This is a genomic window from Pseudoalteromonas byunsanensis (genome assembly GCF_001854475.1).
Lineage (GTDB): Bacteria > Pseudomonadota > Gammaproteobacteria > Enterobacterales > Alteromonadaceae > Pseudoalteromonas > Pseudoalteromonas byunsanensis.
In genome coordinates, this window is sequence record NZ_MNAN01000027.1 from 12,741 (window position 1) to 26,856 (window position 14,116).

Sequence of the window (14,116 nt, forward strand, 5' to 3'; positions counted from 1 at the left end):
GATAAATAGCAGAATATGAAAACCAACCTGATCACCCCTGAGGGCTATCGACAACTTCAACAAGAACATGATCATCTGTGGCATGAAAAAAGACCTGAAATAACTAAGATAGTTTCGTGGGCTGCCAGTTTAGGAGATCGCTCTGAAAATGCCGATTATACGTTTAACAAGCGCTTGCTCAGGCAAATAGACCGTCGTGTACGCTACTTGCGTAAGCGTTTACCTGACTTGAAAATTGTTGAGTATTGTGAGCAACAAGCAGGTAAGGTCTATTTTGGCGCTTGGGTTGAAATAGAGAATGAACAGGGTGACATTAAGCGCTTTAGAATCGTTGGTCCTGACGAGATATACGAACGTAAAGACTATATTTCCATTGATGCCCCAATGTCACGCGCCTTACTTGGAAAACAGGTGGACGATGAATTTAGTGTCCATACTCCAGAGGGAGAAAAAACCTGGTTTATAAACAGTATTGAATATTGTATCTAAGCTTCTTATTCAATGTGGCTATGGTATGATTTGATTTATTTGCGCTTACGCCTGCTGGCAACGCGTATGTAACTGAACTTTATAAGGATTTTGCATGAGCAACATCTCGGCTCGTTTAGCACAAGAGCTAAACGCCAAAGAGCATCAGGTTATCGCGGCAACCGCGTTACTTGACGAAGGAGCAACGGTCCCCTTTATCGCACGTTATCGTAAAGAGGTCACTGGTGGACTTGATGATACCCAATTACGTCTACTTGAACAGCGACTAAGCTATCTACGCGAATTAGAAGAGCGCCGCAGCTTTATACTCAATACCATTGCTGAGCAGGGGAAATTGACGGATTCATTAACTGCTGATATCAACGAAGCTCAAAGTAAAACTGAGTTGGAAGATCTATACCTTCCCTATAAGCCTAAGCGCAGAACAAAGGGACAGATTGCGATTGAAGCAGGCTTAGAGCCTCTTGCTGATGCGTTATTTAACGATCACACGTTAGACCCCCAAAACGAAGCTCAACAGTTTATAAATAAAGAGCAAGGTATAGAAGATACCAAAGCGGCCCTTGATGGCGCAAAATTTATTCTGATGGAACGATTTGCCGAAGATGCTAAGCTGCTCGCTAAGTTTCGTCGCCACATCAAACAAAATGGTCAGCTTGAAGCTAAAGTAATCGCAGGCAAAGAAGAAGCAGGCAGTAAATACCGTGATTATTTCGAGCATAGTGAAAAGTTACTGAAAGTCCCTTCGCATAGAGCACTTGCCATGCTCAGAGCACGTAACGAAGGCGTACTTCAATTATCCATAAACCCAGAGCCAGAAGTGGAAGACGCGCAACAGTTCTGTGCACAAATGATTGCGGATCATTACCAACTCAATGTACGTGATGCCAGCGCAAGTCAATGGCTCATGAACGTTGTACAATGGGCTTGGAAAGTAAAACTCGCTCTGCACTTAGAAAACGAATTTTTAGGTTCATTGCGTGAAAGTGCTGAAACAGACGCCATTGATGTCTTTGCTAAAAATCTAAAAGACCTACTTATGGCTGCTCCCGCAGGTCCCCGTGTCACCATGGGTATTGACCCTGGCTTACGTACAGGTTGTAAAGTCGCGGTAGTTGATGCTACAGGAAAACTGTTAGCAACGAGTACCATCTACCCACACGCCCCACAAAACCATTGGGATAAGTCTTTACGTACATTAGAACAAGTATGCCGTCAGCACAAAGTTCAACTCATTGCGATTGGTAACGGTACAGCTTCTAGGGAAACAGATAAACTTGTCGCAGAACTGCTTAAGAGTGCAGCTGAGTTGAAACTTAGCAAAATCATGGTCAGCGAAGCTGGGGCATCGGTGTATTCAGCTTCAGAGTTCGCTGCAAATGAATTTCCAGATTTAGATGTCTCATTACGTGGAGCGGTCTCTATTGCACGTCGCTTACAAGATCCTCTTGCTGAATTGGTAAAAATTGAGCCCAAGTCAATCGGTGTTGGCCAATACCAACATGATGTTTCGCAAAGCCAATTGGGCCAAAGTCTAACTACAGTAGTTGAGGACTGTGTAAACTCGGTAGGTGTGGATGTAAATACCGCCTCAGTTCCTTTGCTCACTCGAGTGTCTGGGTTAAATAGAACACTTGCAACTAACATCGTAAAATATCGTGATGAAAATGGCTCATTCACCAGCCGCAGTCAGCTCAAAAAAGTCGAGCGCCTTGGGCCTAAAGCATTTGAGCAAGCCGCAGGCTTTTTACGCATCTTAAATGGTAAAGATCCACTGGATAGCTCAGCAGTACACCCAGAGGCATATCCGGTTGTAAAGCAAATTTGCGAAGCAAAGCAAATTCCTGTCACAACATTGATCGGTAATACGGAGTTACTTAACTCTCTAGTTGCAAACGACTTTACTAGCGACACATTTGGTTTACCAACAGTAACTGACATTATTAAAGAGTTAGATAAGCCCGGACGAGACCCGCGTCCCGAGTTTAAAACCGCTACTTTTAAAGCAGGTGTCGAGACCATTAACGATTTGGAAGTTGGCATGATCTTGGAGGGAGTCGTTTCTAATGTTGCTAATTTTGGCGCATTTGTTGACGTGGGCGTACATCAAGATGGCCTCGTCCACATCTCCGCTATCACCAATAAATTTATCTCCGATCCAAGAGAAGTGGTGAAAGCTGGTGATATTGTGAAAGTAAAAGTCATTGAGGTAGATGCTCCTCGAAAACGCATTAGCTTTACCATGCGCTTAGATGATGATGTTCACAATACTCAAAAAGCAGCTCAACAGAATGCTCCGCAGAAGAAAGCAACACATACTAAAGCGGCCAACAAGCCAAAGCCCAAGCGTGACGCAGGTAATGCAGCGATGGGTAATGCTTTTGCAGAAGCCTTCGCTAAGTTGAAAAAATAAATAAAAAAAGCCGCATCTCATGATGCGGCTTTTTTAGTTTAGAAGCTATACCCGAAGCGACAACGAAGCTGGCGTATCAGGTGATGCTATATGTTGATAAAAATTGTTTATCCGAAGTGCTCTAGCTTGAATCTGTGGATCTCGTTCAATTGGTAACGCAACCGCATATGGATCCGCATCATCTCTGAGCGCTGCTCGTTCGCGTTGGACTGGAGTGTCCTCTTCATCCTCATCTTTCAGACGTCTGGTTTGATACGTTCCAATGCCATTCGCAGAATCTTGTTCACCATCGTCGCCACTGATCTGTTGTTTAGCGAGCTCGGCTTGTGCGGCAGATATTTTCTGAGTTGCATCAGCCGCGATAGCTCGGTCAGCGCCAGATGGTTCTGCAGGTGCTAATGCCGCAGCCCTAACCGTTTGCATTTTGTCGATAGTTTGCTTTGGATCCCCAGGAACCTCAGCAACATCAATCATCACCTCACCACCAACGGCATAGTTATTACCATCAGGACCACGCTGATACTCATAGTTTGGTGAACCAGCATACTGACCACCAACACGAGCATGTGCTTGCTCATGCAAGCGGACCTCTTGGTCTCTCGATTTAAGCTCTTGGATCTCTTGTTGCTGCGCTTTTTCCTCACTCTCTGAGCGAGAATCTTGCTTCTCTTCCTTGTCGCTACCCTGCTGCTGACCTTGCTGTTGTCCTTGTTGCTCTTTCTCTTCTATGGTTTTGTTTTTAGCCAACTGACCGTTATTTGTGTACAAAGAAGATTCGTCAGGCGAATTTGCCTTAGTTTTGTCACCTTCATTAGCAGGCTTGTTCTCTGTAAAACTAGCTGCAGAAGGAGGAGCTTTAGGAATTATTTCACGCAGCTGATTGTCACGCTTAACCGTCTCGGTATAAACGTTTGCTGTGTTGAGGTTCATCGCCGGTGGAGGCGTTACTATGTTCATAACATATCTAGGGCTACTAAACTTTAATATCTACCAAAGTACCTAATACTTCATCTGCTGTACGAATCGTCTGAGTATTTGCTTTCGCGTTAAACTCTTCTACCTTAAGGTTCACTAATGACTCATTTAGTTTTGCAGGCTGAGATACGGGCGCTGTAGCGGCTTCATCACTTCCAGCTGCCTGTAATTGACGTTGCTGCGCTTGCTGCTCATCCGTTTGTGTTTGGACAGTAGCACGGTTTATCTCAGCCGTGGCCCGCTCAACCCCTTGACTTGCTCGGTTGAACCCTTCTAAACCTGTGTTTAACACATCACCTATTGGCATACGCAACTCTCGATTCAAATACACATGGTTAATTATTGCGCAAAAAACAGTAAAAATAAAGTATGATTAAATAAAACTTCCACCATCCTAAAGCGCTATTTTTAAAGTATTGATTTTAGGTAAGATATAAATTCTGCTCGGTGTGAGATAAAAGGAGCATGTGATGCTTTTTGGACAACTTCATACTTAAAATTAGAATTCAATCGCGCCATTTTGCTGCCCACGTTCTTAGGAACTAACGCATCCAAACGACCAAAGAAGCCATAAACGGGCTGCCTCAACTGGCTAAATATTTGTCTTAAGTCTTGATTTTTTAGCATGTCTAAACCCGCATTTAAGGCTACCTCATTTGCCTGCGGTTGCTGTCTCAGTAAAGCTTTGAGTTGCTTGATATCTTCTTTAGCATGTTCACTTCCCATTGCTTGAATAGCCAGAAATCGTTCTATTGTCTTTGCACTATCCAGGCTAAGCTGCTGCTTGAAATCATCCAGAACATGCGCTTTTATACCCGCCCAATCAGTACTTTCGACAAAGTATGGCGAAGATGCCAACATAACTAATTTTGATACTTTTTCAGGAAAGTGTTTTGCCAAGTATAGTGCAACTAGTCCACCCAAAGACCATGCAACTAAAATGCTGTTTGGTTGAATCTGTTTTGCTAACATGCTTGCTACAGACGCTAAAGTATACTCACCCTCTGGGATATCAGCTCCACCAAACCCGGGGAGGTTTAAACATTGGATATCTCCGTCATAATGAGTACTGAGCTCCTCAGCACATACCTGCCAGACCGCTTTATTCATTCCCCAGCCATGTAAAAACACCAAGGTATTTTGCATTTCTATACTTCCTAAACCAAACTTCGGAATATGATAACGCCTAAATAAGATAAAGTAACGAAGGGACTCGGTATGGTTATGGAGTGGCTATTTCCCCCTCAGTGTGTCTGCTGTCAAAATTTCACGTCTAATGGGACAAAAATATGTGAGTTTTGCCTTATCGACTTCCCATTCTTTGCATTGAGTCAGAATAATCTATTAATGCGACCAGATATTGCTCGACTGGTGAATTTACCTCATTGCAACGGATTAATGGCCTGTAGCTGGTATCAAGGGGCATTAAAAGTTTGGCTCAGTGAATATAAATTTCATGGCAAAGTACATCACAAAAGCGTTTTACAACAGCTGATCTCTCACCAAATACAACAGTTTTGCCAAACCAGTCACTTCGTACCAGATTTGTGTCTTATTATGCCACTGGCTTACAGAAGGTATTTTTGGCGCGGATATAACCAAGTTACCCAAACGTGGATGACAGCTTTAAAAAACATTGCACCAATAAGTAGCTCTTTAAAGCGCCTAAGAACAACCAAACCACAAAGCAAATTAAATCGAAAACAAAGACGTACCAATATAAAAGGCGCATTCTACGTAGCGCAAAGTCTTCAGGGAAAAAAAGTCGTTATTGTAGATGATGTTATAACGACGGGTAGTACAATGGATGAAGCAGCACAAGCTTGCATACAAGCCGGTGCTGCAGAAGTATGGGCGTTTGTAACAGCCTTAACCCCCTTATTCAGTAAGTAAGCCACCAAAAAACAATGCGTTTGTGACCACTTTGCTGGTTCCATACCAATAGCCCCTAAACACAGGATTGTCTGTCATCGCAATCACTGTTCCCCGGCCCAATCGATGGGCGATGACACTCGCATTGTTTGCAATTTTAGTAACATTCTCAGGTGCTGTATATCCCGCTAATTGTGGACTATCTGCATAACGTCCAACGGTTAGGAATGGCCGCTCTGTAGGCTTAAGCAACCAAGTACTGTTTTTGAAAACTGGTAATAGTTCCCTTTGCAAGCCAAAACTTAAAGGGTGAGATAAATCCATTTGAGTTGCAAAAATAGCGCCGGCAATACGCTGCTTCGCAGATAAATGGTCTCGGTCTTTATAGAGCAACTGTTTAGTATCAAATTGCTCTGACATTTCTTGTCTTGAAATGCTCTGAGCTTTTAGTAGTTGATTATCCACCAGCCACTTCGCTCCACGCTTGTGCCCCCAGATCACCCCTCCTTTTTTGATCCAGTTGTTTAACTTATTTTTCAGCAGCTCAGTGAACTGTGAATAATTACCATCTACCAAGATAATATGACTATAGTCCTCTAGAGAGATCTGCGATATGCGCGCTTGTTCAACTACGCTCGGAGCAAGTTCTAAGTGCCTATCCAAGTGATACCACATTTCTCCTAACTCATACTGGCTTACTCCTTCACCGCCCACCAGCAACACTTGTGGTGACTGCACAGGACGCATAAAGCGCGATCCAAGATCAATTCCGTTACTCGTAAGGCCACTTTGAATAGAGTGGACGTCAATCTCAAACCTACTTTGCGCCTGATTTAATAGTTCTAACCACTTTTCGTTCTTTTGCAAACCTGCAGGAATAACAATACTACCCGCTTTGAATTGAAGCACTCCTGCTGTAGTACTAGCACTGAACTCCTCCAGTGCAACCCGCGCTTCAACGTCATTTTTTAATAAAAAGTTGAGCATTTTAGGCGCATTAAACTGCTGCCACGAAAAGCCAAAGGCGTAGCCGTTCACTAACTCGCTTTTCGACGCTCGCGATGGTTTTTGCCACACATCAGCTCCAAGCTTTAATGCTCGCGTATTTTTAAGTGGTTCGAAAGGTAAATTAAAAGCATGGGGTAGTGTCCACCCAGATACGTCATAAAATGTATTATCTTTGAAGTTCTTTTGCTCAGAAAAAGCGGCTTTCAAAAGACGATATTGTGGCTGCTTTAGAGGAATAAATACATCACCGGCTTTAAAGGTCTTGTAATCACTTTTTAAAGGATAGGCATCAATTTGATGCTGCTTTAGCAAGATTAAAAATTCAGCGAATTTTTGCTCGTCACCATCTGCGGCCACGAGATAACCCGAAAAATCTTCTTTTGCCGCTAACTTTTCAGCCTCACCGTAGAAACTTTGTTGATAGGCTAACAATTGTGCTTTATGTTCTACCACCCCCGAAAAAGTGGACAAGCTCGTTGTTAGCTGATTCTTTATTGTTTGAGCAAAATGCAAAGTGCCATTGATAGTCTCCTGAACATGCCCACGACTGCTGGCCTGTTCAAACAAAATACCCACGGACCCATTTATGTCCGGATAGGTAGAACCTTTACCATAATAGAAGTCATCAAAACTTTCTTGAGTAAAGTACAATTGATTTTCGTCATCTAATGCCTTGGCATGAAAATTTGCCAACATATTCGTGAGCTTGACATTGCCATTTGGAGTTAACGGATGAGTTCGTGACGGGATCCCAGGTTGAAAAAAGTAACTGCTATTTGGCCCCATCTCATGAAAGTCAGTAAGTACATTGGGTTTCCATTCATGGAACTTTGCTATGCGAGCTCTCGATTCAGGGTGTTGCAACAACAACCAATCGCGGTTTAAATCAAATAAATAATGGTTAGTACGTCCCGAAGGCCATGCTTCAACATGCTCCCTATGTTGTGAATCAGCAGACAATGCCATTCCACGGTTACTATTTACCCATTGAGCAAAGCGTGCAAGGCCATCAGGATTCAAAGACGGGTCTAACAGAATAACTGTATTATCAAGTAAGTGCTCTATCTCAGCCCCTTGAGCCGCAGCTAGATAGTAAGCAACTAACATTGCAGCATTACTGCCTGATGGCTCATTCCCATGGACACTGTAGCCCATCCATAACACCGCTGGCCCACCGTTATCTTTAGAAGAATTACTTAAACGGGCCAAATGTTGCTTGCGTATGTTTTCTATATTATCTAACTGGCTTTTGTTAGAAATGGTTAGCAATATTAGCGGGCGTTGCTCGTGGCTGTATCCGATAGTTTCTATATTTATACGCTCACTTTGTTCAGCAAGCACTCGTAAATACTGTACCAATTGGTCATGACGTACATGCCACTGACCTACTTCGTAGCCCAATACTTCACTGGGCTTAGCAATGTTTGGATTAAATGTAATTGAATCTGGAAAGTAATAATCAAGTGGCTTTGCTGTTGCAAAAAACAAGCTTTGCACAAACAGTATTACCAGAGCCAATGAATAGCGCATAAAATTAAACCTTTTTCTTCGTTGGATAGCCACACGCTAGCAGGTGTCATCAAACCCTGCCAAATTTTTACGCTCAACACTGGCGACAATACGACGAGGGGAGTATCATAGGCATTAACCGAGTAATTTAGTCAAGTATAGTCAGAGTTATGATCACAATTTCAGAATCAGCCCAAACGCATTTTGCTAAACTGCTTTCAGATCAAGCTGAAGGCACTAACATTCGAGTATTTGTAGTAAACCCAGGTACATCTCAAGCGGAGTGTGGTGTTTCATACTGCCCGGCTGATGCGGTGGAAGAAACTGATATTCGTTTACCATTCAATGGCTTTGATGCCGTAGTAGATCAAGAAAGCGCACCATTTTTAGAAGACGCTGAAATTGACTTCGTCACCGACAATATGGGTACACAGTTAACCTTAAAAGCGCCAAACGCTAAAGCGAAAAAGTTAAGTGAGAATGCCTCATTGCATGAGCAAGTCGAACACATGCTAACAACCGAAGTAAACCCGCAATTGGCTAACCATGGTGGTCAAGTGAGTCTGGTAGAGATCACAGCTGATGGTGTTGCAGTGGTGCAGTTTGGCGGTGGGTGTAACGGTTGTTCCATGATTGATGTAACGCTAAAAGAAGGTATTGAAAAGGAAATGATCGCCAAGTTTGAGGAGATCACTGGCGTGAGAGATATCACAGAACATCAATCTGGTGAGCACTCATATTATTAAATCATGCTTAAACAGTACATCTATCGTCTAGGGCAACAACCGAAAGTTAGCCTTAAACGTTTTTTAATAGGCATTATTTTGTTTGGCTGCGCTGTCGCAGCCATTGCCTATGGCTACTACTACCAGCCTGTTGTGCAACTAGTTGGTTTGATAATTATGATCCCCGCATTATTCTTTGCGCTTTGGGGTTATCTGGGGATTTTTGCAAATCGCTTCTCTCAGGTTATTGTAACAATGTACCCTGGCGACAAAGTTGATGATAACGATAGACCAAAGTAGCTCCTCTCAATGCCATAAAGCAACTCATGGCAAACCACAAACCATGATTTTGCCATGACATAGTCAGTACAAATGGTAGAAAAAAGCCCAAACCTGCTGAGAATAACATACTATTTCTCATGGCCTTGGCCCTTGTTAAACCGACAAACACACCATCAAAGATGAAGCACCCCATTGCTACGACTGGCAAGAGAGTCAACCAAGGCAAATACATCTGCGCATGGGCCACCACTTCTGGTATATCTGTGAGCAACTGAATAAGTTGCGTCCCAACAGTGGCAAAAAATAATGCGTACAGCAGCGCAAATATGCCCCCCCAAAACACACTGATCCGTACCCAAAGTCGCAAAATTCTCTCATTCTGTTCTCCTTTCGCGTGCCCGACTTTAGCTTCTGCAGCATAAGCGATACCATCTAGCGCAAAACTAACAAGCATTAAGAAATTTAATAGTACTGCATTGGCTGCCAATGTTATTTCACCAAGACGCGCGCCATAAAATGTCATGAAACTAAAACACAGTTGTAGTAACAATGAGCGTATAAAAATATCTCTGTTTAAGCTCAATAATTGGCTAGTTTCTGCCATCGTCGGTAACTTCCAATGCCAGCCTATCTGGTGTTTGATAAATAGCTTACGCACCAAACATAGCGCCAATCCCAAAGCACTATAATCAGCAATCAGTGACGCCCAAGCAGCTCCCGCTACCCCCCACTCAAACACAACAACAAACAAGATATCGAGCACGATATTGACTATATTGGTAAACAACACCAGATAAAATGGGCCTTTACCGTAGTGCATTCCTAGCATAAAGCCCAATAACACCAAATTACATAATGCTGCCGGCGCGCTATAAATTCTAATTGAAAAGTATAATTGCGCTTGATTAACAACTTGTTCGGATGCGCCCGACAATTTGGCTATCGCAGTCAACAATAATGGCTGTAGTAAAATTAACGTAATAGCAAAGCTCACAGCCAAAAAAACGCTACTTTGAAACAGCATTCTTAGCCTGTTAGTATCTTTACAACCAAGAGCTTGTGCTATCACGCCAGTTGTACTCATTCTGAGAAAGCTGGCCAGCCAGAACAATACCGCAATGCTACTTGCGCCCAGCGCAATACCAGCAAGATAATGCGCGGATGATAAGTGACCAATGACGGCGGTATCAACCAAACCTAGCAGGGGAACAGAGATGTTTGATAAAATCATTGGCCCAGCCAAAAACAATAAACTCAGGTGGTAAGATTTATAATGGCTAAAAAAATTCTTCATTTATTGTCCGCGTTGCTGTTGATAAATATGAAATGTGTTTCAGCGGCGGTGATCTTACAGTATCACCATGTGAGCGAAAAGCTGCCTGCTGTTACTTCTTTAAGTGCCGAGCAATTTAGAGCACATTTAAGCTACCTAAGAGACTCTCAGTTCAAGGTGATACCTCTAGACGAACTAGTTGAGTCTCTACGCAAAGGCGATACCTTACCAGCAAAGACGGTTGCCATCACCTTTGATGACGGATATGACAATAACATCGAACAAGCGGCGCCAATTTTGGCAGAGTTTAGCTTCCCCTACACCATTTTTGTGAATCCGAAGCTGATTGACGAGCAACAAAGCTACGTTATGACCTGGTCGCAACTGAAACAATTAGCATCCAAAGGCGCGCTCATCGCCAATCATAGTGCCAAACATGACTATCTGCATAAAAGGCAACCAAACGAAAGTTTAGAACAGTGGAAAGCAAGGGTTAGTCAGGATATCTCTTGGTCGGAGCAACGAATAAAAGAAGAAATAGGTCACCATGCAAAACTACTGGCATACCCGTATGGTGAATTTAATAATGAATTAAGAATGCTGGTTAAATCGCTCGGGTTTATTGGCATTGGCCAACATTCTGGCGCAGTAGGCATAGACTCTGATTTCACACGTATTCCTCGTTTTCCCGCATCTGGCGTTTACAGTAAACTCGACACGCTGAAAGTAAAACTAAATTCTCAACCTTTTGCCATAGCAGAGCTTAGCTATGACGATTCGGTGACGGGCAATCAGCAGCCGACATTACTTATCAATTTTAAAAAGGTTAACTTCAACTCTAAGCTGTTTACGTGCTATGTATCAGGGCAAGGACAAGGTGATGTTAAGTGGTTAAGTGACAAACAAGTGCGCATCACAGCGGTAAAAAGTTTACCTAAAGGGCGCTCACGATATAATTGTACCGCACCAGTAGAAGGACAACCTGGAAAATTCTTTTGGTTCTCTCAGCCTTGGGTAATTAACTGATCCACTACTTTTTGCAAGCATTCAACAGAGCGTGAGTTATCTCATGAAGAGGGGCTATATGCTTGACCGCTTTCAACTCTATCGCGGCTTTTGGCATTCCCCAAACGACCGATGTGCTCTCGTCCTGTGCGACTGTATATGCCCCAGCCTGAAGCAACCGCAACATGGCTTTTGCACCGTCACTTCCCATTCCAGTCAGAAGCGCAGCGTATACAGATTTACCTAAAGGAACGAGTGAATCAAACAATACATCTACAGCAGGCTTGTGGCGGTTAACAGGCTCTGTATCTTCCAGCTCACATAACAGCTTTCCTGCTTTTTTAACTATTTTCAGATGCTGATCACCTGGTGCAATAAACACATGTCCAGCTACCAATTCATCACCCGTTTGTGCCTCTTTCACCTTAACTGAGCAACAGCGGTCCATTCTCAAAGCAAAGGAGGTACTAAAAACTGGCGGTATATGCTGTGTTACAACCACTGGCGGTGAATTAACCGGTAATCGCACAAGGACTTCTTTAATAGCCTCAGTCCCCCCCGTAGAAGCACCTATTGCCAAAACAGCATCATTTCTAAATTGCATACGCAAATTATGACTTTTTGGTGAGTTAACCTGACTTGCCTGTACTTTATATGAACGTACCCGTGCGTGTGCTGCAATTCGCACTTTTTCATGCACCGCTTGGGTATAACTCTTGAGTTGCGATACAACATTCGCAGCAGGTTTGGCTATAAAATCAACCGCGCCAATTTCTAAAGCTTCCAGTGTAGCTGGCGAGCCTTGTTGTGTTAACGTAGAAATCATCACCACTGGCATTGGCCTAAGACGCATCAAGTTGCGCAAAAAACTAATACCGTCCATTTTAGGCATTTCGATATCCAGCGTTAACACATCTGGGTTTAACGATTTTATCATCTCTCTCGCTTGGTAGGGATCTGCCGCAGCCCCAACCACTTTTATATCGGGTGCTTGATTGAGGATCTCTGTTAGCAAGCCACGGATCAGCGGGGAATCATCAACAATCAGTACTGTGATCATAGCTACCTCTAAAACAGCTCAATATCAGTATTGGCATCTTGAGATTCAATGTCATGAAGGTAACGCACCTCACGTTTTTCAATCGTATCATTATGCATTTCCCTGAGTTTTTTAACTTGTGCTTTACCTGTTTGCGGGTGGAATAATACCTTTCTAGGCCATGGTCCACCAACATCGTGAGAAACAAGCTGTAACCCTTCTTCTTGTACATAAGCATTTGCAAAACGAATATTGCCAATTCCAATATCTGTCATAGCGCGAATGATCTTGCCACCACCAAACAACTTAACTTTTAAATTACTGCGAGAAGCTCCATTTTTAATCACTTCATTAATTAGAAACTCCATTGCCCAGTTTCCATAGCGACAGTTTAAATCATCAGCATGAATATCTTTAATATTTTTCGCTCCAGGCAGCATAAAGTGATTCATACCTCCTATGCCGCGAACATCATCATAAATACAAGCAGCTATACACGAACCCAATACCGTGGAAATATACTCATCACTTTTTGACACGTAAAATTCACCAGGTAAGACTTTGGCAATCACTGCTGAGCGTCCAGAGTCCCAAAAACGTTTTACATGTTCAAAGCCACTTAGTACTGGTCCCATATGACTATTCATAGGCCGCCTTTTGATACATAGTCTTACCTAAGTTGGTAAACTCAACGTGTTCTTTTCCCATTGTTTCTGAATGGCCTATAAACAAGTGTCCCTTAGGTGCGAGCAACTTATAATAACCGGCAAACAATTGATCTTTAGTTTCTTTATCAAAGTAAATAAGTACGTTTCTACAAAAAATAAGATCGAAAGGCCCTTTCATTGGCCAACTCTCTAATAAATTAAGTCGCTTAAAAGAAATGAGCGCCTGTAAAGCGGGTTTTACTTTATAAGACTCCCCATTTGGACTTTTTAAAAACCATTTTTTTAACTCTGACTCCTCTACTCCGGTAATATTTCGAGCACTATAGACACCAGTTTGCGCCTTTAACAGTACGTTCGAGTCCAAATCAGTTGCCAGTATTTTTACATCCCAACCAGAGGGAAACCGACCAAGAATCGTCATCGCGATACTGTATGGTTCCTCTCCCGTCGAGCAACCTGCCGACCAAATCCTCACTCTTTTAGATGCGCTATTACGCTCTAGAAGCAAAGGAATGACCACATTCGACAAATAGTCAAAGTGATGTTTTTCTCGAAAAAAAGAAGTTAAATTCGTCGTAATAGCATTTATAAAGTGGCTGAACTCGTCGGTATCATTGCTATCCACCATTTCAATATATTGCTTAAACGAAGTGAGGTTGTTAGCCCTGATCCTACGTGCTATTCGAGAATAAACCATTTCCTTCTTATGTGGCCCAAGAACGATACCACACGCTTTGTACACGCGCTTCGACAATCCATCGAAGTCATCATCCGTAAAGGTAAACTCTCGCATGCTTCCACCTTACACTCATTCTCCAAGCGAGGGCCGAAACAACATTCAGCCCGCAGCTTCGAAAC

14 protein-coding genes are annotated in these 14,116 nt (G+C 42.9%); 6 read left to right on the top strand and 8 right to left on the bottom strand.

The features are described from left to right. Positions 1-15: 15 nt before the first annotated feature. Complete coding sequence (greB, locus tag BIW53_RS06015) at positions 16-489, top strand: transcription elongation factor GreB (protein WP_070990973.1); 474 nt, start codon at positions 16-18, stop codon at positions 487-489. A 94-nt stretch (positions 490-583) separates the two neighbouring features. Further along, a complete protein-coding gene (locus tag BIW53_RS06020) occupies positions 584-2,902 on the top strand; it encodes a Tex family protein (protein WP_070990974.1) in 2,319 nt (772 codons plus the stop codon). A 45-nt stretch (positions 2,903-2,947) separates the two neighbouring features. Here the strand turns inward: BIW53_RS06020 and BIW53_RS06025 are convergent, their stop codons facing one another. The 3 genes from BIW53_RS06025 to bioH all read right to left on the bottom strand — a co-directional run bounded on the left by BIW53_RS06025 (position 2,948) and on the right by bioH (position 5,023). Continuing rightward, positions 2,948-3,859, bottom strand: a complete 912-nt coding sequence (locus tag BIW53_RS06025; RefSeq protein WP_070990975.1) for a putative metalloprotease CJM1_0395 family protein — start codon at positions 3,857-3,859, stop codon at positions 2,948-2,950. Between the two features lie 16 nt (positions 3,860-3,875). Then, positions 3,876-4,184 (bottom strand): hypothetical protein, encoded by a 309-nt coding sequence (locus BIW53_RS06030; protein WP_070990976.1) that lies wholly within the window; start codon positions 4,182-4,184, stop codon positions 3,876-3,878. 101 nt (positions 4,185-4,285) lie between these two features. Then, positions 4,286-5,023 carry a pimeloyl-ACP methyl ester esterase BioH gene (gene bioH / locus BIW53_RS06035; RefSeq protein ID WP_070990977.1) on the bottom strand — a complete coding sequence of 246 codons (738 nt, stop codon included), beginning with the start codon at positions 5,021-5,023 and terminating at the stop codon, positions 4,286-4,288. A 201-nt stretch (positions 5,024-5,224) separates the two neighbouring features. On the opposite strand from bioH, the gene BIW53_RS06040 reads away from it, so the two are divergent. After that, entirely contained in the window at positions 5,225-5,770 is a 546-nt protein-coding gene (locus BIW53_RS06040) for a ComF family protein (protein ID WP_217495704.1), read from the top strand. On the opposite strand, the gene BIW53_RS06045 is transcribed toward BIW53_RS06040, so the two are convergent. Beyond that, a complete protein-coding gene (locus BIW53_RS06045; protein WP_070990979.1) occupies positions 5,756-8,287 on the bottom strand; it encodes a M14 metallopeptidase family protein in 2,532 nt (843 codons plus the stop codon). The genes BIW53_RS06040 and BIW53_RS06045 overlap by 15 nt on opposite strands. A gap of 149 nt (positions 8,288-8,436) precedes the next feature. Between BIW53_RS06045 and nfuA the strand changes: the two genes are divergently transcribed. Next, positions 8,437-9,012, top strand: a complete 576-nt coding sequence (gene nfuA / locus BIW53_RS06050; protein WP_070990980.1) for a Fe-S biogenesis protein NfuA — start codon at positions 8,437-8,439, stop codon at positions 9,010-9,012. Between the two features lie 3 nt (positions 9,013-9,015). Then, positions 9,016-9,291, top strand: a complete 276-nt coding sequence (locus tag BIW53_RS06055) for a hypothetical protein (RefSeq protein ID WP_070990981.1) — start codon at positions 9,016-9,018, stop codon at positions 9,289-9,291. Here BIW53_RS06055 and BIW53_RS06060 read toward each other — a convergent pair. Continuing rightward, entirely contained in the window at positions 9,236-10,567 is a 1,332-nt protein-coding gene (locus tag BIW53_RS06060; RefSeq protein WP_175442098.1) for an MATE family efflux transporter, read from the bottom strand. The two genes, BIW53_RS06055 and BIW53_RS06060, sit on opposite strands and share 56 nt — an antisense overlap. Here BIW53_RS06060 and BIW53_RS06065 point away from each other — a divergent pair. Continuing rightward, complete coding sequence (locus tag BIW53_RS06065) at positions 10,547-11,572, top strand: polysaccharide deacetylase family protein (protein WP_070990982.1); 1,026 nt, start codon at positions 10,547-10,549, stop codon at positions 11,570-11,572. The genes BIW53_RS06060 and BIW53_RS06065 overlap by 21 nt on opposite strands. Positions 11,573-11,576: 4 nt before the next feature. Here the strand turns inward: BIW53_RS06065 and BIW53_RS06070 are convergent, their stop codons facing one another. From BIW53_RS06070 to BIW53_RS06080, 3 genes are read right to left on the bottom strand one after another with little or no spacing between them, the layout of a single operon-like run. Continuing rightward, the gene (locus BIW53_RS06070) at positions 11,577-12,611 is read right to left on the bottom strand and encodes a protein-glutamate methylesterase/protein-glutamine glutaminase (protein WP_070990983.1); all 1,035 of its coding nucleotides are present in this window, start codon (positions 12,609-12,611) and stop codon (positions 11,577-11,579) included. Between the two features lie 8 nt (positions 12,612-12,619). Further along, complete coding sequence (gene cheD, locus BIW53_RS06075; RefSeq protein WP_070990984.1) at positions 12,620-13,237, bottom strand: chemoreceptor glutamine deamidase CheD; 618 nt, start codon at positions 13,235-13,237, stop codon at positions 12,620-12,622. After that, positions 13,230-14,051 carry a CheR family methyltransferase gene (locus tag BIW53_RS06080; RefSeq protein ID WP_070990985.1) on the bottom strand — a complete coding sequence of 274 codons (822 nt, stop codon included), beginning with the start codon at positions 14,049-14,051 and terminating at the stop codon, positions 13,230-13,232. The genes cheD and BIW53_RS06080 overlap by 8 nt, the downstream gene beginning before the upstream one ends. Positions 14,052-14,116 lie beyond the last annotated feature (65 nt).